Raw genomic sequence first — 25,133 nt, forward strand, 5'->3', positions numbered from 1 at the left:
CATTTAACGCTATAATTATAGTGTTAAAGATGGAATCGTGATATGACCTGTTATGAATCTATCGTTTTATTTATGAATAAATGGATTGGTATTTTAGCAAGATGTGCTAATAAACTACTCCACCATGATGATAGCGTGCCCAAAATGTGGTGCGTATATTTTCGTGGTGGAGTTTTTTTATTCTCAAAAAGGGGGAAAGACCATGAATGACAACATGGTTCATATTACAATTGACGGAAAAAAGTATACAGCGGAGCCTGGTTCAACGATATTGGGTGTTATTAATGAGAACGGGATTGAACATCCGCAAATTTGTTACGTGCCGGAAGTAGATCCTATTCAAACATGTGACACTTGTATTGTAGAAGTTGACGGAAAGTTAATGCGTTCTTGTTCGACGATAGCAACGGAAGGTATGAACGTTGAGCGTGCTTCTGTTCGCGCAAAAGAAGCACAAACAGAGGCGATGGATCGGTTACTAGAAAATCATTTATTATACTGTACAGTATGTGACAACAACAATGGGAACTGTAAACTGCATAATACAGCAGAATTAATGGAAATTGAACATCAAAAATATCCTTATGAACCGAAAGTAGATGTAAGTGAAGTTGATATGACGCATCCGTTTTATCGCTATGACCCTAATCAATGTATTGCATGCGGTCAATGCGTTGAGGTGTGTCAAAACTTACAAGTAAATGAAACGTTATCGATAGACTGGGAAGCGGAACGTCCACGAGTTATTTGGGATGAAGGAGTAAATATTAATGATTCTTCATGCGTTAGCTGTGGTCAATGTGTAACGATTTGCCCTTGTAACGCTTTAATGGAGAAAACGATGCTCGGTGAAGCTGGATTTATGACGGGATTAAAACCAGATATTCTTGAACCGATGGTAGATTTAATTAAAGAAGTTGAGCCTGGATATAGCGGTATTTTTGCGGTATCAGAAGTGGAAGCGGCCATGCGTGATACTCGTACGAAGAAAACGAAAACAGTATGTACATTTTGTGGTGTAGGTTGTTCGTTTGAAGTGTGGACGAAGGGGCGTAAAATCCTTAAAGTACAGCCATCTTCAGATGCACCAGTTAACGCAATTTCCACTTGTGTAAAAGGGAAATTTGGTTGGGATTTCGTAAATTCTAAAGAACGAATTACAAAACCTTTAATTCGTAAAAATGGAACGTTTGTTGAATCTACATGGGAAGAAGCACTGAATGTAGTTGCAAATAAATTAGGTACTATTAAAGAAGAGTACGGTAAAGATTCTATCGGATTTATTTCTTCCTCTAAAATTACAAATGAAGATAATTATGTAATTCAAAAATTAGCTCGACAAGTATTTGGAACGAATAATATTGATAACTGCTCACGTTATTGCCAATCACCAGCAACGGATGGTTTGTTCCGTACAATTGGTATGGGCGGTGATGCAGGAACGATTAAAGATATTGCGCAATCTGGTCTTGTTATTATTGTAGGATGTAATCCGACAGAAGGTCATCCTGTTTTAGCTACACGTATTAAACGTGCACATAAATTACACGGACAAAAGTTAATTGTAGCTGATCTTCGTAAAACAGAAATGGCAGAGCGATCAGATGTCTTTATTAGTCCAAAACAAGGAACAGATCAAGTTTGGTTAATGGCTGTTACAAAATATATGATTGATCGAGGTTGGCATGATCAGGAATTTATTAATGAGAATGTAAACTTCTTTGAAGATTTCAAAGAAAGTCTAGAAGAATATACACTTGCATATGCAGAAGAAGTAACAGGTATTTCAAAAGAAACACTTATTCAAATGGCTGAAATGATTCGTGATGCAGATGGTACATGTATCCTTTGGGGTATGGGGGTAACGCAAAATACAGGTGGTTCTGATACTTCCGCTGCAATTTCAAACTTACTTCTTGCAACAGGGAACTATCGTCGTCCAGGAGCAGGTGCATACCCACTTCGAGGTCACAATAACGTACAAGGTGCTTGTGATATGGGTACTTTACCAGGATGGCTTCCAGGATATCAGCACGTTACTAACGAAATGGAACGTGCGAAATTTGAAACTGCTTACGGAGTGAAAATTGATAGTGAACCAGGTCTTAATAATATTGAAATGCTTCACGCAATTGACGAAGGAAAAATGAAAGCAATGTATCTTGTCGGAGAAGATATGGCTCTTGTAGATTCTAATGCAAATCATGTACATGAAGTGTTGTCGAGCCTTGATTTCTTCGTTGTGCAAGATGTTTTCCTTTCTAAAACTGCTCAATATGCAGATGTTGTATTACCAGCAGCGCCATCTCTTGAGAAAGAAGGTACTTTCACAAATACAGAGCGCCGTGTCCAAAGATTATATCAAGTTCTTCCTACGCTAGGAGATGCGAAACCAGACTGGTGGATCGTCCAGGAGGTTGCGAATAAACTAGGGGCAAACTGGAATTATAGCCACCCAAGTGAAATCTTTGCTGAAATGGCAAGTTTATCACCATTATTCTCGCAAGCGAACTATGGAGTGCTTGAAGGATGGAACAGTTTCCATTGGGGAAGTTTTGATGGAACCAATACACCACTTCTGTTCCAAGATGGATTTAACTTCCCAGATAAAAAAGCTCGTTTTGCGATTGCTGACTGGGTACGTCCAGCTGAATTTCCAGCTGAGTTCGACCTTCACATTAACAACGGTCGTATGCTTGAGCATTTCCATGAAGGGAATATGACAAATAAATCAACAGGTATTCAAACGAAAGTACCTGGTGTTTTCGTTGAAGTCTCTCCAGACCTTGCAAAAGAACGTGGCGTAAAAACAGGTTCGTTAGTTCGTCTTGTCTCTCCTTTTGGAGCATTAAAATTACGTGCACTCGTTACAGATCGTGTAAAAGCGAATGAGTTATATTTACCGATGAACTCTACAGATAACGAAACGGCAATTAATTTCTTAACAGGTCCTGCTGTGGATGTACGTACGAATACACCTGCGTATAAACAAACGAAAGTGCGTATGGAAGTGTTAGAAGTTGATGGCGAAAATCCGATGCCAAAAGCGAACCCACGCAATAAAAAACGTCACCCTCAAGCTGGAATTGAGGTACATCGTAAGTGGGCACGTCCAGGGTATGTGCATTTAACGGATAAGTAGGAGGAGAAAACTATGGCTGCACCTATAAAAATGATTCAAAAACAAGAATTAACTGAGGAAGAAATAAAACAGCAAAAATTAGATGATTTAAAGGAGCTTTTAACAAATAATGAAGAAGCTCTAAATCAGATGTTTAATATAGTAGGGGAATTAAATGACATTGGAATGCTAGAAGCTGCAAATTCTATGCTGAAAGCGAAAGAACCAATTGCAAAGATTGTTCTAGGTCAAGTAACTCGTGAGCCTGTTACAAATTTAATTAATAATATGATGGGTGCTGCAGGTGCGTTAACTGAACTTGACCCAGAACTTACGAAAAAGCTTATAGGTAGTTTATTAGTCGGGCTAGAAGAAGGTAATGAACATCTAGAAAGTAATAAAAAAGTAGGGGTATTCGATCTTATGAAAGTATTGAAAGACCCAGATATTAACCGCGCTATCGGGTTTGGGCTTCATTTCTTAAAAGGAATGGGGAAAGGGTTAAAAGACGAATAAACTTCATGAAGTGAACCTTTCCGCCCAAATATTTGTAGGAAATAGTTTGGGCGGAAGGCTCATTTTGGTAAAATATATAATAAAGTAAAATGAGGCTTTTGGGAGGTATAATTGTATGTCAAAAAAAGTACATGAATTTAATGATATGATCCGAAAACTTCGAAAGGAACTTTTCGGAAAAGGACCAGAACGAATTCATACTGTTTTTGCGGAAAATATGGCTATAGCGACTCTTTATGGAAACTTAACACCTACTGAAAAATTTATTTCAAGTACGATGGACGGTGCGGAAATGGTTCATATGGCTAGAACGAAAATGATTCAAGAAGTGTATGCTGCGAATTCCCGTGAACATTTGGAGGAACTTGTTGGAGCAAAATTAGTGAATTTGTTTTCAGATATGAAAGTAGAAGAAGATATTGCAGTTTCGGTATTTGTTTTCGATAAAAATATAACGTGAGAGAAGGATACTGATCGTGAAACCGATACAGGTAGAAAGAGAAATCTTTCGTTATGAACAAGGGGCGTTTAAGCATATAGAGGACAGCATTGTAACAGAGTTTCCTGTCACCATTAAAATGAACGGACAGGAGTTTGTTACAATGGTTAGTACTCCAGAATATATAGAAGATATGGTAATAGGCTTCTTGGCGTCTGAAGGAATCATTCGGAAGTATGAAGATATTGATAGCATATGGATGCAGGAGAAAGAAGGATTTGTACATGTAACAACGACAAAAGTAAATCCGTATTATGAACAAATGCAAAATAAACGATATATTACGTCTTGTTGTGGTATGAGTAGGCAAGGGTTTGTTTTTGCTAATGATGCACTAAGTGCAAAAAAAATGAAGGGTGTCCATGTACAGGTTGCGGCAGAGGATTGTTTTCGGTTAATGAAAGAAATGCAGCAATCTGCGGATACGTTTCATCATACTGGCGGGGTTCATAATGCAGCTTTATGTGATGTGAATGGTATTATTTTAAGCCGAATGGATATTGGTAGGCATAATGCACTAGACAAAATTTACGGTTATTGTTTAAGAAACGATATTTCTATAAAAGATAAAATCATTGTTTTTAGTGGTCGTATTTCTTCGGAAATATTATTGAAAGTTGCAAAAATCGGTTGTGAAATTATACTATCAAAATCAGCTCCAACTGAGTTAGCTTTGCAACTAGCGGAAGATTTAGGTATTACGACAATAGGGTTTATTCGTAATCACTCCTTAAATGTATATACCCATCCAGAACGTGTTTTAAATATAAAATAAAAGTGAGGCAATGAAGATGAAATCAGTTACATTAGACAAGTTGCAACGTCCGTTAAAGGATTTACGTATTTCAGTTACTGATCGCTGTAATTTTCGCTGCCGATATTGTATGCCAGAAGAAATATTTGGTCCTGATTACTCGTTTTTGTCTAATGATAAAATTTTATCTTTTGATGAAATTGAAAGGATAACACGTATTTTTGTTTCTTTAGGTGTAAGAAAGTTACGAATTACGGGCGGAGAACCGTTACTTCGAAGAGGTCTTCCAAAGCTTATTGAGCGCCTTAATAAAATTGATGGTGTAGAAGATATCGGTTTAACAACCAATGGATCGTTACTTAAAAAGTTTGCTCCTGATTTATATAAGGTGGGACTATCACGTGTAACAGTTAGCTTAGATTCCTTGGAAGAAGATCGGTTTTTCTATTTAAATGGTAATAGGAGCAAAGTGCAAAGGGTTCTGGAAGGAATACAGGCTGCTGCTGAAGTTGGTATGAAAATTAAAATAAATATGGTCGTTCAAAAAGGGAAAAATGAACAAGATATTTTGCAGATGGCGCAATACTTTAAAGAAAATAAGCATATTCTTCGGTTTATTGAGTATATGGATGTTGGGAATTATAATGGCTGGGAGTTAGGTGAAGTTATTTCCAAACAAGAAATAGTAGATACGATTCATCAAGTTATGCCGTTAGAACGGATAGAAGCAAATTATTCTGGTGAAGTGGCTACTAGGTATCGTTATATAGGAAGCGATGAGGAAATAGGTATTATTTCATCAGTAACAGATTCTTTTTGCTCATCATGTACGAGAGCTCGTATTTCTGCAGAAGGAAAATTATATACTTGCTTATTTGCTTCTAAAGGAAATGATTTAAGAGAATTGCTTCGTTCTGAACATACAGATGAGGACATTACAGATGTAGTACGCGATATATGGAATAATAGGGAAGATCGTTATTCAGATGAACGCTTAAATCATACAAATAAGAAAGCAATACCTAAAATTGAAATGTCACATATCGGTGGTTAATATATAAAGCTAGCTTCATAGTGAAAAATGGAAAATTTACAAGAGTTGTGGATTTTCTATTTTATAGTAAAAGTGATGATTGATATCTCTGTAAAAGATGTGCAGAGAAATTAAGCAGCATTCAAAAACCTTTATTTGAGGAGGTTTTTTGAAGCTGCTTTTTTATTTGGAGAAAATGGAGGAATGGGTAATGGCATTTCATAAGCCGGAACAAATTGCTGAGCTTGTCATTGAGGCCGGTGTTCAAAAAGTAAGACAGACATTGCCAGCGATGCTTATTCTCGGTTTTTTAGGAGGAGCGTTTATTGCGATAGGTTTTTTACTTAACATTCGAGTTTTAGGGAATTTACCTGAGCGCTGGGGAAGTCTAGTGAATGTTTTAGGAGGAGCAGTATTTCCTGTTGGACTCATGCTCGTAGTATTAGCAGGAGGAGAATTAATTACGGGAAATATGATGTCACTGTCTATGGCGCTTTATGCAAAGAAAATTACATTGATAAGTGTACTGAATAACTGGGTTTGGATTACTCTCATGAATTTTATTGGGGCAATTTTCGTTGCGTATTGCTTTGGGCATCTTGGCGGATTAACAGAGGGAGAGTATTTAAATAAAACGGTAGCGATAGCGGAAGGGAAGTTACATGAATCATTTGGGAGAACTTTAATTTTAGCAATTGGTTGTAATTGGCTCGTTTGTCTTGCTCTTTGGCTCGCTTACGGGACGAGTGATTTTGTCGGAAAAATCATCGGAATTTGGATTCCAATTATGGCATTTGTAGTGATTGGATTTCAGCAAGTAGTAGCAAATATGTTTGTCATTTCCGCTGTTATTTTTGCTGGTCATCTAACGTGGATGGATTTGGCTAAAAATTTTGTTCCTGTTTTTATCGGAAATGTAATTGGAGGAGCTGGGTTTGTTGGTTTTGCTTACTTTGCTTGTTATCAGAAACAACATTCTAATATGAAATAGAGTTCTTGAGAGGAAGGGTATGTAATGGCTGATCGGTATTCACGACAACAGTTGTTCAAACCAATTGGGAGTAAAGGACAAGAAAAAATTCGAAATAAACATGTGTTAATTGTAGGGGCAGGCGCATTAGGAAGTGCAAGTGCCGAAAGTTTCGTACGTGCAGGTGTTGGCAAGTTGACGATTATTGATCGTGACTACGTTGAATGGAGTAATTTACAAAGGCAACAATTGTACTCTGAACAAGATGCGAGAGAGAAAATGCCGAAAGCAATTGCTGCAAAAAATCGGTTAGAACAAATTAATTCGGAAGTACAAATACATGCTTTCGTAATGGATGCAACTTCAGAAAATATGGAAGGTCTATTAAAAAATGTAGATGTAATCATTGATGCAACAGATAATTTTGATATTCGATTTGTAATAAATGATTTATCACAAAAACATAATATTCCTTGGGTATATGGTTCTTGCGTTGGATCGTATGGTATGAGTTATACAATTATTCCGCAAGAGACACCGTGTTTACATTGTATGCTGAAAAATATTCCTGTTACAGGTGTGACATGTGATACCGCTGGAATTATTAGCCCGACTGTTCAAATCGTCGCAGCATATCAAGTGGCAGAAGCACTCAAAATTTTAGTGGAAGATTTCTCAGCAATTAGAAAAACATTTTTCATGTTTGATATATGGAGTAATCAAAATCATTTTATAAAATTAGGGAAAATAAAAACAGACACTTGTCTCTCATGCGGTTTGAATCGAACTTATCCTTATTTATCATACGAAAATCAAACGAAAGCAGCTGTTTTATGCGGAAGAAATACAGTTCAAATTAGAACAGTAGACAATAGGAAATACAATTTTGATGATATAGAAAAAGTATTACAAAAACTGGGGAAAGTAGATCGGAATCCGTATTTACTATCTTGCCAATTCGATGATTACCGCGTGGTTGTTTTTCGAGATGGTCGTGTTTTTATTCATGGTACAAATGATATTTCGAAAGCGAAACAACTATATTATCGCGTATTCGGTTAATAGAGAGGGTGTCAACAATGGAAAGAAGAGTGCCAATTACGGTTGAAGAAGCTGTTCGTAAAGTGATAGGATTTGCTGATAAAGGCTTAAAGGAGCTATTACCAATTGAATTAGCTTATGGACGTATATTAGCAGAGGATTTAGTAGCTGACCATGATGTACCGTCATTTAATCGTTCGCCGTATGACGGATTTGCTATTCGAGCAGAAGATACTAATTTAGCAAGTTATGAAACGCCAATTGTATTTGAAGTAGTGGGTGAAATTGGTGCAGGATCGCTATTCCATGAGAAAGTAGGTCCGTTTCAAGCAGTTCGAATTATGACGGGAGCACAAATTCCGAATGAGTGTGATGCGGTTGTTATGTTAGAGCTGACTCGTCAATATGAGAAGAATGGCAACAATTATATGGAAGTGAAGCGATCATTCAAAACGGGCGACAATATTTCTTTTCAAGGTGAAGATGCTCGTAAAGGAACGGTTCTTGCAAAGAAAGGATCGTACATTAATCCAGGTATTTCAGCTCTTCTTGCTACATTCGGTTATAGTGAAGTGCCAGTTGCGAGAAAGCCTGTAATTGGACTGTTAGCGACTGGGAGTGAATTGCTTGATGTCGATGATTCATTACAGCCAGGGAAAATCCGAAACAGTAATACGTATATGATATTGTCTCAAATTCGAAGAGCGGGCGGCAGAGTGAAATATTTTGGGAGGTTTAGTGATGATTTTAATACGTGTTTTACAGCTGTGAAAGAAGCGCTTGGCCAAGTAGATATGTTAATTACAACGGGCGGTGTATCTGTAGGAGATTATGATTATTTACCAGCTATTTACGAAAAGTTAGGTGCATCTGTTCTTTTTAATAAAGTTGCAATGCGACCAGGAAGTGTTACGACTGTAGCACAATTAAATGGCAAGTTATTATTTGGTTTATCAGGAAATCCATCAGCTTGTTACGTAGGGTTTGAATTATTCGTAAGACCGTGTATTCGGACGTATATGTTTAGTGAAAAAGTACATTTAAAAAGAGAAAAAGCGTTATTAGGAGAAGATTTTCTAAAACCGAATCCATTTACAAGATTTGTACGAGCAAAATTGCAATATGATGAGGGGAAATTAATCGCTTATCCATCAGGGTTTGATAAATCTAGCTCAGTTTCTTCATTGGCAGAATCAAATGCGTTTATCGTATTGCCGGGCGGGACAAGAGGATATAAAAAAGATATGTTTGTTGATGTTCTATTATTAGAAGATAACGAAGGTAGTGAATGGCCTTGGACATTTCATAAAGTGAGAGGTGGTTCTAATGAGACAAGCGCTATTTGAAATTGTAGATAATCCGATTTTAGTTGAAGAAGTAACGAATAAAGTCGCAAGAAGGGAAGCAGGTGCGATTACAACATTCATTGGTACGGTGAGAGAATTAACAAAAGGAAAACGAACGCTACATTTAGAGTATGAAGCATATAAACCGATGGCAGTAAAACAACTTATGAGAATTGGTGAAGAGATTAGTGAAAGATGGCCGGATGCAAAAGTAGCAATTACGCACCGTGTAGGGCGGCTAGAAATAATGGATATTGCGGTAGTCATTGCAGTTTCATCACCGCATCGTAAAGTAGCTTATGAAGCGAATGAGTACGCGATTGAACGTATAAAACGAATTGTTCCAATTTGGAAAAAAGAATTTTGGGAAGATGGAACGATGTGGATTGGAGATCAACTTGAAAACACACCATATCCAGAAGGAAAACCAAAGAAGGAAGAATGAGAAAATGATTACAATTTTATTATTTGCAAATCTGCGTGAGGAAGTTGGATCGGATCGATTAGTAATTTCAGAAAAGCAAGAAATGACAGTGCAGCAATTAAAAGAATGGCTCAAAGTCAGCTATTGTTTACAATCGCTGGATAAAGTGATGGTGGCTGTTAATGAGGAGTTTGTAATGAATGAAGAGATGATAAAGGCTGGAGATATAGTCGCATTAATCCCGCCCGTTAGCGGCGGGTAATAAGCTTTTTCACCAGATGAAGCGCCAAGAAGATGTTGTATATAAATTAGAATAAGAGAAGGGATGAGTTCCATGCTTACTCAAGAACAAATAATGAATGCATTAAAACATGTAGAGGACCCAGAGTTACACAAAAGTGTTGTAGAATTAAATATGGTTAGAAATGTACAAATGAACGGAACAGAGGTTAAACTTGAAGTAGTACTAACAATCCAAGGTTGTCCGTTAAAAGCAAAAATTCAACAAGATATTGAAGAATCACTTCACGCAATTGGTGCTTCTAAAGTGGATGTAACATTTGGTTCTATGACACAAGAAGAACGTGCAGCTTTAACAGAGAAGTTAAAGAAAAATACTAGAACAGAAACTGGTATGCCGAGTATGCTTCGCCCGGAGTCAGGAGTACGTTTTATTACTGTAACGAGCGGAAAAGGCGGAGTTGGAAAATCAACGGTGACAATTAATCTTGCAACTGCACTAGCTCGTATGGGGAAAAAAGTGGGGATATTAGATGCGGATATATATGGTTTTAGTATTCCAGCTATGATGGAAACGAATACGAAACCAACGATGATTGATCAAACGGCAATTCCAGTCATTAGTCACGGTGTTAAAATCATGTCGATGGGATTTTTTACAGAAGGAAATAACCCAGTTATGTGGCGCGGTCCGATGCTAAATAAATGGATTCAAAATTTCCTTGCGAATACGCACTGGGGAGAATTAGATTATTTATTACTTGATTTACCACCAGGTACAGGAGATGTTGCGATTGATGTTGCAGCGATGATTCCGCAAGCGAAAGAAATAATTGTTACAACTCCGCACAATGTAGCTTCATTCGTTGCTTCAAGAGTCGGTGTAATGGCAAAGCATACGAAACACGAGATTTTAGGTATTGTGGAAAACATGGCTTATTATGAAGAACAAGATGGATCGAAAAATTATCTGTTCGGAAAAGGCGGCGGCGAAATGTTAGCAGAACAATTGCAAACAGAAGTGATTGCGCAAATACCTTTTGCAAAACGAGAAGAAAATAACGGTTCATCTGTATATGATGAAGACTCTCTTGTAGGAGAAGTGTTTACATCGTTAGCGGAGGATATTATTTATAAAGGATAGAGGGGGAAGTTTAGTATGGCGTGTAATATAGATCATTCTATTGAAGATGTAATGAATAAGCTCGAAAGTCAAAAGAATTCTTTACCTGAAGGGATCTTTAAAGAGTTAAAGAGTTTTTTACAAGGTAATCATTCGCAGAAATTATTAAATGATATTTTTCACCTTCTAAAAAAGTATGATTTAGTCAGTGAGGAAGAACGAGAGACGAGAAACGCACAATTATTGCACATTTGAATTAAGTACTTTTTGGCTTTAGAATTTTTTCAGAAGGGGTGAATGTGATGGATATGAAAAAGATGATTGAAACGATAGAAGTAACTAGAGTGACTGACGAGGAATTATCGATTTCGAATTTACATCCAAAGCTTGTGAAGTTGTATAGTCAAAAAGATAGTACAGAGTATACGAAGCTATTAAAATATATTTTATCATTATCCGTGCAGTTGAAGCTGAATCTCGTATTGAAATATTTTGGTGTGCGTCCGATTGTTGCTGCAGACGAGCGTATGCAATTTCAAGAGATATTTAAATGCTTAGCTAAGAAAGATGAGAATGGGGAATGGTTTCTAAATTTGGTTTCTTTATATGTAGGGCTAATTGTAGTTCTTCATTTTGAGGAGAAAGTGATTGAGAGCAGTTTTTTTGATGATATGGTAGTGGGTGAATGTAATGAAATATAAGATTCTGCTCATAACATTTTTCTATTTAAATGCTTTAATTGCGATTTTAGTTGGTTTTGTAAATATGAAGGTAACTAATTAAGAAAAAGGAATGAAACTAGTTTGATAAAAAGAGTTCTTCAGTTGTTTCCGGCGTTTTTTCGTGTTACCATTAAGCGAATTTTTCATAAGGAGAGAAAGCGATGAAATGGATTTATTTTCTTATTATTAACGTTATAGCTTTTAGCCTTATGGGGCTTGATAAACGAAAAGCAAAGAAGAAACAGTGGAGAACGCCAGAAAGTACGCTGTTTTTATCAGCGGCAGCTGGGGGAGCAGTTGGAGCTTGGATTGGTATGTATATGTTTCATCATAAAACTCATAAAAAGAAATTTGTTTTCGGCATACCGTTACTTGTTGTAATAACGGTATGTTTATTATTCGTTGTATGAGAAATGTCGAAAGAAATGCAGATTGATTATTGGTAAAGTGAGCATGTGAGACCGTATAATGGAGAAAAAATGAGAAGAGGAGAAAAAGGAAGATGGGGAGTCAATCAGCAGAGCAAAAAAAAGGGATACTATATGCGGCTGGTGCTTATACGATGTGGGGAATTCTACCGATTTATTGGAAATGGGTTGAGGAAGTTCCAGCAGATGAAATATTAGCACACCGCATCGTTTGGGCGTTTGTTTTTATGTTACTTGTATTAGGTGTTACGAAGAGGTTTCGCCAGTTTATTGGGGAATTTGTGAATCTTTTTAAACGACCTAAATTATTAATGTCATTAACAATAGCTTCAGTCTTGATTAGCGGAAACTGGTTTGTTTACATATGGGCCGTTAATCATAATCATGTTATTGAAGCGAGTCTTGGCTATTATATTAATCCGCTTATTAGTATTTTACTTGGTACAGTCGTTTTAAAGGAAAAGTTAAACTTTTGGCAATATGTTGCAGTTGGTTTAGCAGGAGTAGGGGTTGTCATTTTAACAGTACGTTTCGGATCTATTCCGTGGGTTTCTCTTTCACTTGCCTTTTCATTTGGATTATACGGATTAACGAAAAAACTATTAAATTATGATGCTACAATTGGACTTACGATGGAAACCATGTTAGTGACGCCGTTTGCGATCATTTATCTTGTTATGACAGGAGCACATGGTTTCGGCTCATTTGGATCTATTTCAATGTTATCAACGTTACTTTTAATAGGAGCAGGTACTGTAACGGCATTACCACTATTTTATTTTGCAAAAGGAGCACAACTTATTCCGCTTTATATGGTGGGATTTTTACAATATATTGCGCCAACAATTAGCTTAATTTTAGGTGTATTTGTATTTGGTGAACATTTCACATCCACACATATGATTGCATTTTTCTGTATATGGGTTGCTTTATTTGTATTCTCGGTAGCGAAGACAAAGTTCTTAGTGCAGAAACAACCGAAATTTATAAAAAATAAATCAGCAAAAGTATCATAATGCGTAGTATTTTCTACGCATTTTTCTTTATACTGATACTATATAGGATTTCCATCATAGCTAGTAGGGAGCTGAGAACGTGGAAACAATTTTACATAATGATCCGCTTATGGCCGCTGTAATTTCATGGTTTTTAGCACAATTAACGAAAGTAGTCTTTAAATTAATCAAAACGGGTGAATTTGATTTTGCAAAGTTTTTTGCTTCAGGTGGGATGCCAAGTTCTCATGCTTCAACAGTGACAGCACTTGCTACAGGAGTTGGGGTAGTAGAAGGTGTGGAAAGCTCGATGTTTGCGGTTGCTACTATTTTTGCCATTATTGTTATGTATGATGCTTCAGGAGTAAGGCTTGCAGTAAGTAAACAAGCAAAAATATTGAATGAGTTTTTTCACGGTAGAGAAACAGAATATAAGAAGTTAAATGAACTTGTTGGGCATACACCGTATGAAGTAGTAGTTGGTGCTTTATTAGGGATTATTGTCGGAGTAGGATATTGTTTATGAGCGGAACATTTTATATGTTCTGCTTTTCTTTGTTTTTATACATATTCAGCTACCTTTTTGAATATCGTTATACGGATTTCGAAAGGGTGGGTGAGTAACTTGTTATTATATGAAAAAGTGCATGAAGAAATAGCGAGAAGAACAACTGCACTTCAAACAATGCAACGGCAAGATGGTACGTGGCAGTTTTGTTTTGAAGGAGCGCCACTAACAGATTGTCATATGATTTTTTTATTAAAATTATTAGGTAGAGATAAAGAGATAGAACCGTTTGTAAAAAGATTAGCATCACTTCAAACAAATGAAGGAACATGGAAATTGTATGAAGATGAAATGGGTGGTAATTTATCTGCTACAATTCAATCTTATGCTGCCTTACTTGCATCGGAAAAATATACAAAAGAAGATGCGAATATGAAGCGAGCGGAAATGTTTATAAATGAGCGCGGGGGGGTAGCGCGTGCTCATTTTATGACGAAGTTTTTATTAGCAATTCATGGAGAATATGAATACCCTTCTCTCTTTCATTTGCCAACACCAATTATGTTTCTGCAGAATGATTCCCCTCTCAGTATTTTTGAACTGAGTAGCTCAGCACGTATTCATTTAATTCCGATGATGTTGTGTTTAAATAAAAGATTTCGAGTAGAGAAAAAGTTATTGCCAAATTTAAATCATATTGCAGGCGGGGGCGGAGGATGGTTTCGGGAGGACCGATCTCCGGTTTTTCAAACATTATTAAGTGACGTGAAGAAAATTATAACGTATCCACTTTCTTTGCATCATAAAGGATATGAGGAAGTAGAACGTTTTATGAAAGAGCGTATTGATGAAAATGGAACATTATATAGTTACGCAACTGCCTCGTTTTATATGATTTATGCTTTACTTGCATTAGGACATTCTATTCAATCACCAATTATTCAGAAGGCTATAACGGGAATCACATCTTATATATGGAAGATGGCGAGAGGGAGCCATTTGCAAAACTCTCCGTCAACTATATGGGATACAGCTTTACTCAGTTATGCTTTGCAAGAAGCTCAAGTTCCGAAAGCAAGTAAAGTGATTCAAAATGCATCAGCGTATTTACTAAGAAAACAGCAAACAAAGAAAGTAGATTGGAGTGTACATGCACCGGATCTCTTCCCAGGTGGTTGGGGCTTTTCGGATGTGAATACGACGATTCCAGATATTGATGATACAACTGCTACGTTAAGAGCATTGGCGCGAAGTAGAGGGAACGAAAATGTAGACAATGCTTGGAAGCGAGCGGTTAATTGGGTTAAAGGATTGCAAAATAATGATGGTGGTTGGGGGGCTTTTGAAAAAGGGGTAACGAGCCGTATATTAGCAAATTTACCAATCGAAAATGCAAGTGATATGATTACAGATCCTTCTACACCAGATATTACAGGAAGAGTGTTAGAATTTTTCGGGACGTATACGCAAAATCAATTGCCCGAGAAACAAAAACAAAGTGCGATAAATTGGTTAATGAATGTACAAGAGGAAAATGGATCGTGGTATGGGAAATGGGGAATTTGTTATATATATGGTACGTGGGCAGTGTTGACGGGTTTACGGTCACTCGGAATACCATCTAGCGATCCATCATTGAAACGAGCAGCTTTATGGCTTGAACATATACAGCATGAAGATGGTGGCTGGGGAGAATCTTGCCAAAGTAGTGTGGAAAAAAGATTTGTTACTTTGCCATTTAGTACACCATCCCAAACAGCATGGGCGTTAGATGCCCTCATTTCTTACTATGATAAAGAAACGCCAGTCGTTCGCAAAGGTATTTCATATTTGCTCTCCAACCCTTATGTAAATGAAAAATATCCTACTGGAACAGGCTTGCCAGGTGGGTTTTATATTCGTTATCATAGTTATGCTCATATATATCCGTTGCTTACTTTGGCTCATTATGCAAAAAAATATAGAAAATAAACCGAGAGATGTCTCTCGGTTTATTTTGTTGGGTAGTAGGTCCCTTTTGAAAAGAATAAGGTTGTGATGTACCTTATTTTTCGGTTGATTGGCGTTTTTGACGTGCATCAGCGGCATTTGCACGTGCGTTTGCTTCTAAGTCATTGTGGTCAGCGAGTTCGCGAGAGAACTCAACATCAATGCCATCAGTTGCTTTGCTTTGTTTGAAATTCTTTTTGTTCATTCGACATAATCTCCTTGCACTTTATGCGACGTTGCAAAGTTAGTTTGACACAAATAGACTTTTTTATACAAAGAGGAATTGAAAAGCAAAAAGCCGAAATATACAGTATAAGTAATAGAAATGGGGGATAGGAATGGAGTTTTTATATGGGAAAACAGCTGTTGTAACAGGAGCTGCACAGGGAATTGGAAAAGAGATTGCAAGGGTTTATGCAAAGCTGGGGGCGAAAGTATTAATTAGCGATGTAAATGAAGAGAAGCTACAAAAAACGACACGTGAGTTATCAGATGAAGGATATGAAGTGTGCTCATATCGATGTGATGTAAGTGATCAAAATGAAGCAAAGTCGTTAATTGAATATGCGGTTCAAAAATTTGGTACATTACATATTTTGGTGAATAATGCTGGAATTACAAGAGACGCAATGTTACATAAAATGGAGAAGTCTGCTTGGGAACAAGTATTACAAGTGAACTTAACTGGAGTTTTTTATTGTATGCAACCAGCGCTTCTTTACATGAGACAACAAGGGTATGGACGCATTATTAATATATCTTCAATTAGTAGAGAAGGAAACATAGGTCAAGCAAATTATGCGGCTACAAAGGCAGGAGTTGTCGGTTTAACGAAAACAGCAGCGAAAGAAGTTGGAAGCTTCGGTATTACTTGTAATGCGATTTGTCCGGGTTTTATGGATACAGATATGACAAAAACGATACCAGATAAAGTGAAAGAAAAGATGGTTGGCGCGATTCCAGTTGGTAGAATTGGAACGCCAGAAGATATTGCGAACGCAGCAGCTTTTTTAGCATCAGAATACGCATCTTATATTACAGGTGAAGTATTAAATGTGAGCGGAGGACTGCAAGTTTAAAGGAATACATAATGAAAAGAACCTGACCAGGTAGGTCAGGTTCTTTCTCATTAATTTAAGTTAAGCCAAACGCTCTTTACTTCTGTATAGTTATTTAATGCGTAAGATCCCATTTCACGGCCAAGACCAGATTGTTTAAATCCTCCAAATGGAGATGCTGCATCAAAGACGTTATAACAGTTTACCCATACTGTACCTGCACGTACTTTACTTGCAACATAGTGTGCTGTTTTAACATTTTCTGTCCACACACCAGCCGCTAAGCCGAATTGTGATTTATTTGCACGTTCAATTACTTCATCAATATCGTTAAACGGTATTGCAGAAATAACTGGACCGAAAATTTCTTCTTTTGCGATCGTCATTTCATCATTTACGTCAGCGAATACTGTAGGAGAAACGAAGTAGCCTTGATCGAATGGATTACTTCCTCCGCATAGTACTTCAGCTCCTTCTTCAATCCCTTTTTCAATGTAGCCCATTACACGTTTTTGTTGTTCTTCAGAAACGAGAGGACCAATTGTTGTTTCAGGGTTAAGACCGACACCTTGATTTAGTTTTTTAGAATAGAGGACGAGATCAGCCATGACATTATCATACATTTTCTTCGGAACAAATAAGCGTGACCCAGCAGAGCATACTTGTCCTTGGTTAAACATAACACCAGAAAGTGCACCAGGAATCGCGCGAGATAAATCAGCATCTGGCAAGATGATATTTGGTGATTTACCGCCTAATTCAAGTGTAACGCGTTTTAATGATTCGGATGCTTGTCGCATAATTTGTTTACCGACAGGAGTAGAACCGGTAAATGCAATTTTATCAACGAGTGGATGATTAACGAGAGCTTGTCCAGCTGATTCACCGAATCCAGGTACGATATTAATAACACCTTTCGGGAATCCAGCTTCTTCAATTAATTCAGCTAAGTATAGAGCAGATAGTGGAGTTTGTTCTGCAGGTTTTAAAACGATTGTACATCCTGTAGCAAGCGCTGCTCCCATTTTCCACATTGCCATAAGAAGCGGGAAGTTCCAAGGGATAATTTGACCAACGACACCAACAGCTTCATGGCGTGTATAGTTAAAGTAATCACCGGAAACAGGAATTGTTTGACCAACGATTTTCGTAGCCCATCCAGCGTAATAGCGCATATGCTCAATTGCAAGTGGTATGTCTGCTGCCATTGTTTCACGGATTGGTTTTCCGTTATCTAATGTTTCGAGCTGTGCAAGCTCTTCTTTATGTTCTTCCATTAGATCAGCTAACTTGTACATGAGACGGCTTCGCTCAGCAGTGCTCATACGAGACCAAGGACCTTCGTCAAAAGCCATACGAGCTGCGACTACAGCTTTATGAATATCTTCGCGACCAGCTTCAGAAACGACGGCAAGTGTTTCACCAGTTGCTGGGTTAGGTGTTTTAAATGTTTTACCGGAAGCGCTTTCAATGAAAGATCCATTCACATATAACTTTTTTGTACCTTGAAGAAACTTTTCTACCTTTTCATGAAGATTTACAGCTAGTTGACTCATTGTATAACCCCCTTGAAAATATAATGTAAACGCAGTACGAGACGGCGCTTATTCCGAAATCAAGGATGTGGAAACTAGATGGAAAGCCTCTAATTAAAATCATAATTAATAAATACTGAAAATTCAAATTTCATTTGTGTTACAATTGTAAAAAATATGTAATGTAAGAGAAGCTTCTATATGATTATAAAAAATCCTGCTTGTTTTTGCTTTCTAGTAGGAAAAACTAGAAGAACAATGGTACAATAATACATCGTGAGAGGAGGGGGAAAAATGAAAGATTATCATGATGATCCACGCTTTCGAATAGCCCATAGAGAAGCGTTAATTGGTCTTGGACTTGCTATTATTAATTTTATAATATGGTACGGATTTGCTTATGGGCTTGGTAGTAAAGATCCGAGTGAATATACATATGTATTAGGTTTTCCCGCATGGTTTTTTTATAGCTGTATCGTTGGATTTATCGTTATGGTTATTTTACTTAGTTTAGTTGTTCGTTTTGTATTTCAAGATATTTCACTCGATGAGGAAGAAAAAAGTGAGGAATAATAGATGAATTGGTATGTAATCATTCCAATGATAATTTCGTTTATCGTTGTATTTTTAATTGGTGTATATGCTTCAAGACGCGTGCAAGCAACAGCACATAATAAATTTTTACAAGAATATTTTCTTGGTGGGCGTGAGTTAGGCGGTTTATTATTAGCGATGACAATGATTGCTACGTACGGTAGTGCAAGTAGCTTTATTGGTGGTCCCGGTATTGCTTACAATATGGGGCTTGGATGGGTACTATTATCTGCGATTCAAGTTGTAACAGGATATATCGTTTTAACGGTTATCGGTAAAAAGTTTGCAATTATTGCTAGGAAGATGGAAGCAATTACTCTTATCGATTATTTAAAAGGAAGATACAATAATAAAGCAGTTGTTATACTCTCTGCGTTATGTATTATTATCTTTTTATTTTCAGCGACAGTAGCCCAGTGGGTCGGCGGTGGACGATTAATCGAGTCACTAACGGGTCTATCGTATACAACAGCACTATTTTTATTTACTTTTTCTGTACTTGTGTACGTATTAATTGGTGGATTTCGTGCAGTCGCGCTATCAGATACATTATTAGGAATCATTATGTTAGTTGGAACGACAATCATTTTAATTGCTACTGTCATTGCTGGTGGTGGAATTGAAAAGATTATGCAGGAACTTGTTCAAATTAATCCAAATTTAATTACACCATTCGGAGCAGATGGCAGTTTAACGAAATCATATGTTACATCATTTTGGATTTTAATTGGAATTGGCGTTGTAGGTTTACCGCAAATTAGTGTGCGTGCCATGTCTTATAAAAATTCAAAAGCTATGCACCAAGCTTTAATAATTGGAACAGTTGTCGTTGGTACAATTATGATTGGTATGCATTTAACAGGTGTATTTGCAAGAGTAGTACTTCCAGGTATAACGGTACCAGATAAAGTAATGCCGCTACTCGCGATGGAAGTGTTGCCACCTTGGTTAGCTGGAGTTTTCTTAGCTGCACCAATGGCGGCGATTATGTCTACAGTAAACTCTTTATTATTACTTGTAAGCTCGTCAATTATTAAAGATATATACGTAAATTACATAAATAAAGATGCAGCAGACAGTACGATAAAAAAAGGAAGTTTGTGGATTACTGGTATTGTAGGGCTACTCGTTTATGCAGCGGCGATTAAACCACCAGATTTTTTAATATGGCTAAATTTATTTTCTTTCGGTGGATTAGAAGCAGCATTCATTTGGCCAATCGTATTAGGGTTATATTGGAGAAAAGGAAATGCTACAGGAGCGCTTGCTTCCATTTTCGTTGGAGTAGGTTCATATATGTGTATTCATCTTTTCTATCCAAATCCGTTCGGTATACATACAGTTGTCTTCCCAATTTGTTTTGCGTTTATCGCTTATGTTATTGGAAGTATGAGTGCTGTAAAAAAAACAGTATAGGTTAGCTGAAGAACGTAGTCCTTATAAGACTGCGTTTTTTCGTATGAATTTGTTCTTTTTTATTCTGTATATCCACGTTTATTCATAAATTAATAACAACTGAGGGGATGGAGTTGAGGTCGATGAAAAAAGTGTTATTTTTAGGAGACCCAGGCATTGATGACTCTTTAGCAATTATGTATGGATTGTTGCATCCTGATATTGATATTGTTGGAGTAGTAACGGGATATGGAAATGTAACACAAGAAAAGGCGACAAGTAATGCCGCATATTTATTACAAATGGCAGGACGGGAAGATATACCTGTTATTAATGGTGCGAAAATTCCTTTATCCGGAGATGTTACAACGTATTATCCAGAAATTCATGGGGCAGACGGTTTAGGGCCAATTAAACCTCCAAAAACTTTTTCGCCAAATATAAAGCCTTTTTGTGCATTTTTTGATCTTCTTGAAAAATATAAAGGGGAATTAATAATAGTCGATGCTGGTAGATCAACAACACTAGCGACGGCATTTATTTTAGAAAAGCCGATGATGAAGTATGTGAAAGAATATTATATAATGGGCGGTGCTTTCTTAATGCCTGGCAATGTAACACCAGTCGCAGAGGCGAATTTTCATGGTGATCCGATTGCGTCGCAATTAGTTATGCAAAATGCTAAAAATGTGACATTAGTACCACTTAACGTTACATCTGAAGCAATTATTACGCCGGAAATGGTAAAATATATTACGAAACACTCTAAAACGAGTTTTAATAAGTTAATCGAGCCGATATTTACGTATTATTATAAAGCTTATAGAAAGTTAAATCCGAAAATAAAAGGAAGCCCAGTACATGACGTCGTTACAATGATGGTTGCGGCAAATCCATCTCTTTTAGACTATGTATATCGTCGTGTCGATGTAGATACAGCTGGAATTGCAAAAGGAGAGAGTATTGCTGATTTTCGGCCTCAACCTGATGCAAAAGCATTAAAAAATTGGGTGCGAATTGGTTGGTCGTTACATTATAAAAAGTTTCTTGAGGATTTTGTGAAATTTATGACGTAGACATAATAGGAGCATACAAGTTAAAATAATGGAGATGGTTATTTAAATGACCATCTCCATTATTTTGTTTTTTAAATGATAAATAGAGAAGAGTTACACAATAGGAGAGGAATTTTACTTGAAAAAAACTATAGTATGCGCAGTAATTGTGGGTATTTTTGTTTTGCTAATATCGGGTAACTTTTTAGTGAAAAAAGTGTGGAGTTCAAATAATGATGATGCACAGTATATTGCATCTTTTATTGAAGAACATAAAGATGAAAAAAATAGTGCGCTTCTAGTAAAGAGAAATGATAAAGTTGTTTATTCTGTAAACCCAAATGTTGTATTGCCAGTTGCAAGTACGATGAAATTAATTGTGGCGCTTGAATATACGAAACAAGTTACTGAAGGGAAAATTGATTCGTCTAGTTTCGTGTCGATTAACGATGTGAATCGCTATTATGTGCCGAATACAGATGGTGGTGCACAAGATAGATGGCAAAAGTATTTGGAGAAGACGGGCAAGATAACTGAAGGAGCGGTTTCTTTAGAAGAAGTGGCAAAAGGAATGGTTAAGTTTAGTTCGAATGCAAATGCTGAATACTTAATGGAATTGTTAGGATTAGACAACATCAATCGAAATTTACAAAGTTTATCACTTCCTGCACATCAACCACTATTTCCAATCGTTTCATCTTTGTATATCCCGGGATATTTGCATAAAGAATTACATGTTCCAAAATATAAAATAGAGAAAAAGTTAAAAGAAATGTCTCAAGAGCAATATCGTGAATATTCGATGATTATTCATGAACGCTTAAAGAAGAAGGGACCATTATTACAGAAGGAAATTCCGCTTTATTTAGAGGAACGTTACGACAAAATTTGGTCAGATAGATTACCAGCAGCTTCTGCAAATGATTATATGGTATTACTTCAAAAGGCAAATCATAAAGGTGGCTTGACAGAAGCTGAAGAAAAAGTGTGGGCAAATATCGTTGAAACAGACATGAGTGCCAAGAAATACCGTAAAACATTTAGACATGCTGGGCAAAAGAATGGTTACACACCATGGACGGTTACAAAAGCAGTTTACGCTATGGATAAACATGGAAACTGTACAGAGATTGTGTTTTTGGCGAATAATTTAAATGAAGACGATAGTGCAGAAATACGGAAACATTTAGCAAACTTACATTTCCAAGTGTTGCAAAGTGATAAGTATGATGCGACTTTTATTAAATAAACTCGGTGCAGAGAGCACCGAGTTTATTTTTATGTACAGGCACTTTTTTTCTATCAACGGGTATGATGGGTAGTAATACTTAGGTGAGAGGGGAAAAGGTGATGAAACAGAGTAAGGAAGAGTTTATAAAGAGTGAAGGCGCTGATTTCCCTGGAAAAACATATGTGGATTGTGTATTACAACATGTATTTGATTTTCAACGAAATTACTTATTGAAAGATATGTTTCAAGTGCATAAAGCACATATTACGATGCTGACTGAAGAAAGTTTAATGAAAATAGAAGAAGCTAAAGTTATATTAAACGCACTTAGAAAAGTAGAGCGAATACCAAAAGATAAATTGGTATATACAGAGCGGCATGAAGACCTCTTTTTTTTAATCGAACATTTAATTTCTCAAGAAGCGAAATGCGATTTTGTAAGTAATATGCATATTGGTAGAAGTAGAAATGATATGGGTGTAACGATGTATCGCATGAGTTTAAGGCGGTATATATTACGATTAATGGAACATTATTTGCTATTGCAAGAAAGTGTACTGCAACTTGCTGATGATCATAAGGAAACGATCATGCCAGCTTATACACATACACAACCGGCACAGCCAACAACATTTGGTCATTATACTTTAGCAATTTATGATATGATGCAAAGAGATTTAGAACGAATGAAAAAAACGTACCAGCTTTTAAATCAGTCTCCAATGGGGGCGGCTGCACTCTCTACAACAAGTTTCCCGATTAAACGAGAACGAGTTGCTCATCTACTTGGATTTACAACTGTAATTGAGAACTCATATGATGCTGTTGCCGGAGCGGATTATTTATTAGAAGTTAGCTCGCTACTTATGGTAATGATGACGAATACGAGTAGATGGATTCATGACTTTTTGTTGTTAGCAACGAAAGAATATGACGGTATTACTGTTGCAAAGCCATATGTACAAATTAGTAGTATTATGCCGCAAAAACGAAATCCGGTTTCAATTGAACACGCTCGTGCAATTACGAGTAGTGCTTTAGGAGAAGCATTTACAGTATTTCAAATGATTCATAATACACCATTTGGTGATATTGTTGATACGGAAGATGACTTGCAGCCATATTTATATAAAGGGATTGAAAAGGCGATTCGTGTTTTTTGTATGATGAATGCAGTGATCCTAACGATGAAAGTAGAAGAAGAAACGTTAAAAAGTCGTTCCTATAAACATGCAATAACGATAACGGATTTCGCTGATGTTTTAACGAAAAATTATGAAATTCCATTTCGGCATGCTCATCATGCAGCAAGTGCTATTGCAAATATGTCATTGGAGCAGAAAAAAGAACTACATGAATTACACTTCAAAGAGATAAATATGTACTTGCAAGAACATTTTAAAATAAATTTATTAGAAAAAGAGTGGAAAGAAATTATATCGCCAGAAGCTTTTATTCAAAAAAGAAATGTATACGGTGGACCGAGTAAAAAAGAAATGAAGCGTATGATTAAAAATCGAAAAGAGTCCTTTCGAAAAGAAGAAGATGTATTTGAAAAGGAAAAACAGAGAATTTTACAAGCTGAAAATGCCTTGAATACATTAGCTTTGAATATTATTGAATCGTAAAAGAGGGATTTAATGAATTAATCGCCAATACTTAATTAAAATATAAATAGAGAGAAGAGATTGTCGATGATTCAATTACATGTATATGAAGAGATTTTTCATTTTAAAGAAGATGTTACACCATTTCTAGAAAAGAATGAGCAGGAAAACAATCTCATATTAGGTGTATTACAAATGGTTCAAGAACCGATATTTATGGGGGTAGCGAAACAAGGAGAAGACATTGCGGTTGTATTTCTGCAAACAGAAGAGAAGAAACAAATCATTGTTGCAACTTCTGAAATTTCGGGAGTAGCTATTGAGGAACTTGCAAAAGAGTTAACGAAAGTATATCCGGATATTCCTGGATTGATCGGTAATAAGAAAATTGTACAGAAATTAGCGGAAGAGATTGCGGTATTAGAAAATAAGAAAATGAATGTTGCAATGGAGCAAGGTGTGTATGAGCTGAACAGAGTAAAGAAGAAGTGTAATGCGAACGGACTTTTCCGGGCGGTAAATAATAATGAATTACCATTAATAGAACAGTGGATATATCAATTTTGTGAAGACGTAAAGCTTCCTACTACGAAAGAAGAAGCAAAACAAACTGCGCATACATTAATAACTACAAATCGACTGTTTGGTTTGGAAGTAGATAGGAAACTTGTTTCTGTAGCTGCAAAAACGAGACCAACTAAAAATAATATAACAGTTAATTTCGTATACACGCCGAAAGAAGCAAGGAAAAAGGGATACGCATCTAATTGTGTAGCGGCACTTAGTCAACGTATGTTAGATGAAGGGTACAAGACGACTACGTTATATACTGATTTAGCGAATCCGATATCGAATAAAATTTATCAAGAAATTGGTTATGAGCAAATTGCGGAGTCTGTGCTTATATTTTTAGAGAAGTAAAACAAAAAGGTGTGCAATTTTAGCACAC

Annotated in this window: 26 protein-coding genes; 24 read left to right on the forward strand and 2 right to left on the reverse strand. The window is 36.6% G+C overall.

The window, feature by feature from the left end; all coding sequences use genetic code 11:
- Nucleotides 1-202 precede the first annotated feature (202 nt).
- The 17 genes from fdhF (at nt 203) to BM089_RS16300 (ending at nt 15,691) form a co-directional block, all read left to right on the forward strand.
- Entirely contained in the window at nt 203-3,142 is a 2,940-nt protein-coding gene (fdhF, locus tag BM089_RS16215) for a formate dehydrogenase subunit alpha (protein ID WP_090977414.1), read from the forward strand.
- Nucleotides 3,143-3,154: 12 nt separating this feature from the next.
- Complete coding sequence (locus tag BM089_RS16220) at nt 3,155-3,637, forward strand: helical membrane plugin domain-containing protein (RefSeq protein ID WP_000729897.1); 483 nt, start codon at nt 3,155-3,157, stop codon at nt 3,635-3,637.
- Nucleotides 3,638-3,752: 115 nt separating this feature from the next.
- The gene (locus tag BM089_RS16225) at nt 3,753-4,097 is read left to right on the forward strand and encodes a Na-translocating system protein MpsC family protein (protein ID WP_000039582.1); all 345 of its coding nucleotides are present in this window, start codon (nt 3,753-3,755) and stop codon (nt 4,095-4,097) included.
- 16 nt (nt 4,098-4,113) lie between these two features.
- Entirely contained in the window at nt 4,114-4,911 is a 798-nt protein-coding gene (fdhD, locus tag BM089_RS16230; protein ID WP_063548306.1) for a formate dehydrogenase accessory sulfurtransferase FdhD, read from the forward strand.
- 16 nt (nt 4,912-4,927) lie between these two features.
- A complete protein-coding gene (moaA, locus tag BM089_RS16235; RefSeq protein WP_090977416.1) occupies nt 4,928-5,944 on the forward strand; it encodes a GTP 3',8-cyclase MoaA in 1,017 nt (338 codons plus the stop codon).
- Nucleotides 5,945-6,134: 190 nt separating this feature from the next.
- Nucleotides 6,135-6,914, forward strand: coding sequence for a formate channel (locus tag BM089_RS16245; RefSeq protein ID WP_000863998.1), 780 nt, complete (start codon nt 6,135-6,137; stop codon nt 6,912-6,914).
- A 24-nt stretch (nt 6,915-6,938) separates the two neighbouring features.
- Nucleotides 6,939-7,955: a molybdopterin-synthase adenylyltransferase MoeB gene (locus tag BM089_RS16250; RefSeq protein ID WP_000785264.1), complete on the forward strand. Its 1,017-nt coding sequence runs from the start codon at nt 6,939-6,941 to the stop codon at nt 7,953-7,955.
- Between the two features lie 17 nt (nt 7,956-7,972).
- Nucleotides 7,973-9,280: a molybdopterin molybdotransferase MoeA gene (glp, locus tag BM089_RS16255; RefSeq protein WP_090977418.1), complete on the forward strand. Its 1,308-nt coding sequence runs from the start codon at nt 7,973-7,975 to the stop codon at nt 9,278-9,280.
- The gene (moaE, locus tag BM089_RS16260; RefSeq protein WP_001248111.1) at nt 9,261-9,725 is read left to right on the forward strand and encodes a molybdopterin synthase catalytic subunit MoaE; all 465 of its coding nucleotides are present in this window, start codon (nt 9,261-9,263) and stop codon (nt 9,723-9,725) included. The genes glp and moaE overlap by 20 nt, the downstream gene beginning before the upstream one ends.
- 4 nt (nt 9,726-9,729) lie before the next feature.
- A complete protein-coding gene (gene moaD / locus BM089_RS16265; RefSeq protein ID WP_000628502.1) occupies nt 9,730-9,966 on the forward strand; it encodes a molybdopterin converting factor subunit 1 in 237 nt (78 codons plus the stop codon).
- Between the two features lie 72 nt (nt 9,967-10,038).
- Entirely contained in the window at nt 10,039-11,088 is a 1,050-nt protein-coding gene (locus tag BM089_RS16270) for a P-loop NTPase (protein WP_090977420.1), read from the forward strand.
- Nucleotides 11,089-11,103: 15 nt separating this feature from the next.
- A complete protein-coding gene (locus BM089_RS16275; RefSeq protein WP_090977422.1) occupies nt 11,104-11,322 on the forward strand; it encodes a group-specific protein in 219 nt (72 codons plus the stop codon).
- Between the two features lie 47 nt (nt 11,323-11,369).
- Nucleotides 11,370-11,768: a hypothetical protein gene (locus BM089_RS16280; RefSeq protein WP_000367304.1), complete on the forward strand. Its 399-nt coding sequence runs from the start codon at nt 11,370-11,372 to the stop codon at nt 11,766-11,768.
- A 182-nt stretch (nt 11,769-11,950) separates the two neighbouring features.
- On the forward strand, nt 11,951-12,199 hold the full coding sequence (locus BM089_RS16285) for a DUF1294 domain-containing protein (RefSeq protein ID WP_000871349.1): 249 nt from the start codon (nt 11,951-11,953) through the stop codon (nt 12,197-12,199).
- Nucleotides 12,200-12,291: 92 nt separating this feature from the next.
- Nucleotides 12,292-13,233 carry an EamA family transporter RarD gene (rarD, locus tag BM089_RS16290; RefSeq protein WP_090977424.1) on the forward strand — a complete coding sequence of 314 codons (942 nt, stop codon included), beginning with the start codon at nt 12,292-12,294 and terminating at the stop codon, nt 13,231-13,233.
- Nucleotides 13,234-13,312: 79 nt separating this feature from the next.
- Nucleotides 13,313-13,738, forward strand: a complete 426-nt coding sequence (locus BM089_RS16295; RefSeq protein WP_090977426.1) for a divergent PAP2 family protein — start codon at nt 13,313-13,315, stop codon at nt 13,736-13,738.
- Between the two features lie 99 nt (nt 13,739-13,837).
- A complete protein-coding gene (locus BM089_RS16300) occupies nt 13,838-15,691 on the forward strand; it encodes a terpene cyclase/mutase family protein (RefSeq protein WP_025117933.1) in 1,854 nt (617 codons plus the stop codon).
- Nucleotides 15,692-15,764: 73 nt separating this feature from the next.
- Here BM089_RS16300 and BM089_RS16305 read toward each other — a convergent pair whose 3' ends face one another.
- A complete protein-coding gene (locus BM089_RS16305; RefSeq protein WP_001035815.1) occupies nt 15,765-15,914 on the reverse strand; it encodes a YfhD family protein in 150 nt (49 codons plus the stop codon).
- Nucleotides 15,915-16,047: 133 nt separating this feature from the next.
- On the opposite strand from BM089_RS16305, the gene fabG reads away from it, so the two are divergent.
- Nucleotides 16,048-16,788, forward strand: coding sequence for a 3-oxoacyl-ACP reductase FabG (gene fabG, locus BM089_RS16310; protein ID WP_090977427.1), 741 nt, complete (start codon nt 16,048-16,050; stop codon nt 16,786-16,788).
- Between the two features lie 50 nt (nt 16,789-16,838).
- Here fabG and dhaS read toward each other — a convergent pair whose 3' ends face one another.
- Nucleotides 16,839-18,323, reverse strand: coding sequence for an aldehyde dehydrogenase DhaS (dhaS, locus tag BM089_RS16315; protein WP_000080279.1), 1,485 nt, complete (start codon nt 18,321-18,323; stop codon nt 16,839-16,841).
- A 273-nt stretch (nt 18,324-18,596) separates the two neighbouring features.
- On the opposite strand from dhaS, the gene BM089_RS16320 reads away from it, so the two are divergent.
- From BM089_RS16320 to BM089_RS16345, 6 genes are all read left to right on the forward strand, one after another.
- On the forward strand, nt 18,597-18,875 hold the full coding sequence (locus tag BM089_RS16320; protein ID WP_000656237.1) for a YhdT family protein: 279 nt from the start codon (nt 18,597-18,599) through the stop codon (nt 18,873-18,875).
- Between the two features lie 3 nt (nt 18,876-18,878).
- A complete protein-coding gene (panF, locus tag BM089_RS16325) occupies nt 18,879-20,312 on the forward strand; it encodes a sodium/pantothenate symporter (protein WP_001104824.1) in 1,434 nt (477 codons plus the stop codon).
- Nucleotides 20,313-20,434: 122 nt separating this feature from the next.
- Entirely contained in the window at nt 20,435-21,367 is a 933-nt protein-coding gene (locus tag BM089_RS16330; RefSeq protein ID WP_000756465.1) for a nucleoside hydrolase, read from the forward strand.
- 118 nt (nt 21,368-21,485) lie between these two features.
- Complete coding sequence (locus BM089_RS16335; protein WP_090977429.1) at nt 21,486-22,595, forward strand: serine hydrolase; 1,110 nt, start codon at nt 21,486-21,488, stop codon at nt 22,593-22,595.
- A gap of 101 nt (nt 22,596-22,696) precedes the next feature.
- Nucleotides 22,697-24,205: an argininosuccinate lyase gene (gene argH / locus BM089_RS16340; protein ID WP_090977431.1), complete on the forward strand. Its 1,509-nt coding sequence runs from the start codon at nt 22,697-22,699 to the stop codon at nt 24,203-24,205.
- A gap of 66 nt (nt 24,206-24,271) precedes the next feature.
- Nucleotides 24,272-25,105: a GNAT family N-acetyltransferase gene (locus BM089_RS16345; protein WP_090977432.1), complete on the forward strand. Its 834-nt coding sequence runs from the start codon at nt 24,272-24,274 to the stop codon at nt 25,103-25,105.
- Nucleotides 25,106-25,133 lie beyond the last annotated feature (28 nt).

The sequence above is a fragment of the Bacillus sp. 5mfcol3.1 genome (assembly GCF_900114335.1).
Classification (GTDB): Bacteria; Bacillota; Bacilli; order Bacillales; family Bacillaceae_G; genus Bacillus_A; species Bacillus_A thuringiensis_S.

Bases quoted from the DNA above. Each gene is read 5' to 3' on its own strand.
- glp (WP_090977418.1), top strand. From the start codon at position 7,973: ATGGAAAGAAGAGTGCCAATTACGGTTGAAGAAGCTGTTCGTAAAGTG.
- fabG (WP_090977427.1), top strand. From the start codon at position 16,048: ATGGAGTTTTTATATGGGAAAACAGCTGTTGTAACAGGAGCTGCACAG.
- BM089_RS16270 (WP_090977420.1), top strand. From the start codon at position 10,039: ATGCTTACTCAAGAACAAATAATGAATGCATTAAAACATGTAGAGGAC.
- moaA (WP_090977416.1), top strand. From the start codon at position 4,928: ATGAAATCAGTTACATTAGACAAGTTGCAACGTCCGTTAAAGGATTTA.
- rarD (WP_090977424.1), top strand. From the start codon at position 12,292: ATGGGGAGTCAATCAGCAGAGCAAAAAAAAGGGATACTATATGCGGCT.
- BM089_RS16280 (WP_000367304.1), top strand. From the start codon at position 11,370: ATGGATATGAAAAAGATGATTGAAACGATAGAAGTAACTAGAGTGACT.
- BM089_RS16225 (WP_000039582.1), top strand. From the start codon at position 3,753: ATGTCAAAAAAAGTACATGAATTTAATGATATGATCCGAAAACTTCGA.
- moaD (WP_000628502.1), top strand. From the start codon at position 9,730: ATGATTACAATTTTATTATTTGCAAATCTGCGTGAGGAAGTTGGATCG.
- dhaS (WP_000080279.1), bottom strand. From the start codon at position 18,323: ATGAGTCAACTAGCTGTAAATCTTCATGAAAAGGTAGAAAAGTTTCTT.
- moaE (WP_001248111.1), top strand. From the start codon at position 9,261: ATGAGACAAGCGCTATTTGAAATTGTAGATAATCCGATTTTAGTTGAA.
- BM089_RS16285 (WP_000871349.1), top strand. From the start codon at position 11,951: ATGAAATGGATTTATTTTCTTATTATTAACGTTATAGCTTTTAGCCTT.
- panF (WP_001104824.1), top strand. From the start codon at position 18,879: ATGAATTGGTATGTAATCATTCCAATGATAATTTCGTTTATCGTTGTA.
- BM089_RS16220 (WP_000729897.1), top strand. From the start codon at position 3,155: ATGGCTGCACCTATAAAAATGATTCAAAAACAAGAATTAACTGAGGAA.
- BM089_RS16250 (WP_000785264.1), top strand. From the start codon at position 6,939: ATGGCTGATCGGTATTCACGACAACAGTTGTTCAAACCAATTGGGAGT.
- BM089_RS16345 (WP_090977432.1), top strand. From the start codon at position 24,272: ATGATTCAATTACATGTATATGAAGAGATTTTTCATTTTAAAGAAGAT.
- BM089_RS16330 (WP_000756465.1), top strand. From the start codon at position 20,435: ATGAAAAAAGTGTTATTTTTAGGAGACCCAGGCATTGATGACTCTTTA.
- argH (WP_090977431.1), top strand. From the start codon at position 22,697: ATGAAACAGAGTAAGGAAGAGTTTATAAAGAGTGAAGGCGCTGATTTC.
- BM089_RS16245 (WP_000863998.1), top strand. From the start codon at position 6,135: ATGGCATTTCATAAGCCGGAACAAATTGCTGAGCTTGTCATTGAGGCC.
- BM089_RS16320 (WP_000656237.1), top strand. From the start codon at position 18,597: ATGAAAGATTATCATGATGATCCACGCTTTCGAATAGCCCATAGAGAA.
- BM089_RS16275 (WP_090977422.1), top strand. From the start codon at position 11,104: ATGGCGTGTAATATAGATCATTCTATTGAAGATGTAATGAATAAGCTC.
- BM089_RS16305 (WP_001035815.1), bottom strand. From the start codon at position 15,914: ATGAACAAAAAGAATTTCAAACAAAGCAAAGCAACTGATGGCATTGAT.
- fdhF (WP_090977414.1), top strand. From the start codon at position 203: ATGAATGACAACATGGTTCATATTACAATTGACGGAAAAAAGTATACA.